General features: G+C 44.9%; 1 protein-coding gene and 1 riboswitch. The gene reads left to right on the forward strand.

Features of this window, described 5'->3' with window-relative positions; genetic code table 11:
- The first annotated feature begins 289 nt into the window (after nucleotides 1-289).
- Nucleotides 290-1,579 (forward strand): dicarboxylate/amino acid:cation symporter, encoded by a 1,290-nt coding sequence (locus EKM96_RS10445; protein WP_125643367.1) that lies wholly within the window; start codon nucleotides 290-292, stop codon nucleotides 1,577-1,579.
- Between the two features lie 781 nt (nucleotides 1,580-2,360).
- Nucleotides 2,361-2,526: riboswitch (M-box (ykoK) riboswitch) on the reverse strand.
- Nucleotides 2,527-2,796 lie beyond the last annotated feature (270 nt).

Here is a 2,796-nt window from a genome sequence, read left to right on the forward strand (position 1 = left end):
AACACAGAAGTTAAGCTTCAGCACGCCGATAGTAGTTGGGGGATCGCCCCCTGCGAGGATAGGACGTTGCCACGCGACGTTAGGAACCCATGATGGGTTCCTTTTTTAGTATTCAGGGCAATTTTATAGATGATTAATCATTGTTACAACAAGGAATTTACCAGTGAAATTGTCGGCAGTGCTAGGTACTTGAGCGGCAATGTGCTATGATAGTTAAGTATGATGAGAAAACGATGAGAGAATCAATTGAAGTCTTTAAGACATATCTATAGAGAATGGTGGAAGGAAAATGAAAAAGTATAGAAGTTACCGCCTGAGCTTGGGCTGGCAAATTTTGATTGGATTAGTTCTGGGAATCATCTTGGGAGTGGTTTTCTATCAAAATAAGCTAGCCATCACGGCCATGCAAAATATTGGGACCATGTTTATTAGTCTGATTCAAATGATTGTACTTCCAATTGTTATTTCCTGCTTAACCGTTGGGATTGCAAACATGGGTGATATTAAGCAACTAGGTCGAGTCGGTGGTAAGACGATCCTGTATTTCGAAATTATGACCACGATTGCCATTGCTTTGGGGCTGTTGGTTGGGAACATCTTCCATCCTGGGGACTTCATTGATATTCATCAATTACATAGTACCGATATTAGTCAGTATGTCTCCTCGGCCAAGTCTGCTAAGGATTCCGGCATCTGGGCAACGTTGATGGGGATTATCCCAACCAACATCTTTAAATCACTGAGCGAAAGCGACATGATGCCCGTTATCTTCTTCTCCGTCTTCTTTGGATTAGGCACGGCGGCGATTGGTAAACAGGGCCAGGTTATCATTGATGTCTTGGACGCCGTTTCTCAAGTCATGTTCCGGGTAACCAACTGGGTTATGCACACGGCACCAATTGGTGTGTGTGCCCTGATTGGGGTAACCATTGCGCAAATGGGAATTTCGGCCCTAGCACCACTGGGTTACTTTATTGTTCTTGCTTATGGGACCATGATTGTCTTTATCTTGGTATTTATGGGCCTTGCGGCACGGATGTTCAAGTTCCGCCTGTGGGATCTGTTGTACGTGATTAAAGACGAAGCGGTTTTGGCATTCTCAACGGCCAGTTCAGAAGCCACTTTGCCTCGTTTAATCGACAAGATGGACAAGTTTGGGGTAAGCCAGGGGATTGTTTCCTTCGTTATTCCCACTGGGTATACGTTTAACTTGGATGGCTCTGCCATCTATCAATCGTTGGCTGCATTGTTCCTCGCTCAGGCCTATCACATTCACCTGAGCCTCGGCCAACAGATTACCTTGTTAGTTGTCCTGATGATTACCAGCAAAGGGATGGCCGGCGTGCCAGGGGCCTCATTCGTGGTCCTACTGGCGACGGTCTCGACTATCGGTGTTCCAATGAGTGGATTAACGTTTATTGCCGGGATTGACCGACTGGTTGATATGGGTCGGACGGCGGTTAACGTGGTTGGGAACTCCCTGGCCACCGTCATCATTGCTAAATCTGAACATGAATTCAGCGAAGAGAAGAGTCAGAAGTATCTCGAGAAGATTCGAACACCAAAAGCTAAGGCTTAAAAAGTTGTCCTCACCGATGTCGGTGGGGATTTTTTTATGCCAATACAAAAGAGCTAGCCTTCCATTAATTGGAATGACTAGCTCTTTTCTAAATCGTATTGTTACCTAATACCAGCTCAACTAACTGCATATTGGAACAACTTGCGGGGTGATTCCCATCAGCCCATGGGTGCCAACAATTCGTTTTGTTAACCAGGTTCGGTTTGGTATCAGTGTGCTTAAATCGACTAGTTGACTTTAAAGACCAGCCTCATGAAACGGCGTCAGTTACGTTTTGCTTTTCTCCCCACTGGGTTCCCCCAACGGTGAAGCCTCGCTACTCATGTAACGCTATTCTGACTAGCACGTCAGTGCATCGTAGTGGAATAGTGCCGAGAAAAACGGCGCAACTCTAGCTTGCGTTATTCAAAAAGTGGTTTGAATCCAACTGGATGCACAAACGAATTCGCGAAGACCAGACGAGTTACAGTTGGTTGCAACGCCAACAGCATCTGGAATAGAGTGCCCAGTTGATTCAGTTTAACGTCCCTTAATCGAACCCCCGCATCAAGCTACGGGGTCCGGGATCGGGAAAGCTAGAGTGGCCATTCTCCTCAGAGCGTCAACCAAGAGGTGTGAACAGACTCCGGCTTTCCCACCGGCGAGTTATAACACGATCCAGGATCATCTAATAATTGCGTTGTCATGTTCAATCACCTCCTATAAAGTCGACAGTAACGGCTGGAACAAATTAAAAGCGCTTAGCCGCGATCGACTAAGCGCACAATTAAAAATCGTGAACTATCTTAGCCAATCGTTGAGTTTTAGCACTATACGGCGTAGTTAATTGCTAACAGCTACATTAGAACAGGCCTTACTTTGACCTGTCCAGTTGACTCATTGGCGTTTCTCGACGTTTCTGAGTAGTAGCATTTTCCGTATAGGAGCCTCACCTAACAGCTTCTGATTTATCCTATGAACTTAGTTTATACCATTGGCAATCAGAGTGCAAGGAAAAACGTCCACAATCTCTAAATAATAATTATAATAATTTACTAACGCCGATAATCGTCTATGCATGGGGAATACTTCATCTTAGTTTAGAATCATTCTTGATTTAGGCCTGATGAGCGCGTATGCTGGAATCGAGTCATAGATTACGGGAGTGTCAAATTTTTTGTGTAAATGGAAGTCCTCTCCCATTAGCTAGCTTCTAATACATGGATTCTAACGTATCT

This window comes from Levilactobacillus tangyuanensis (assembly GCF_003946545.1).
GTDB lineage: Bacteria > Bacillota > Bacilli > Lactobacillales > Lactobacillaceae > Levilactobacillus > Levilactobacillus tangyuanensis.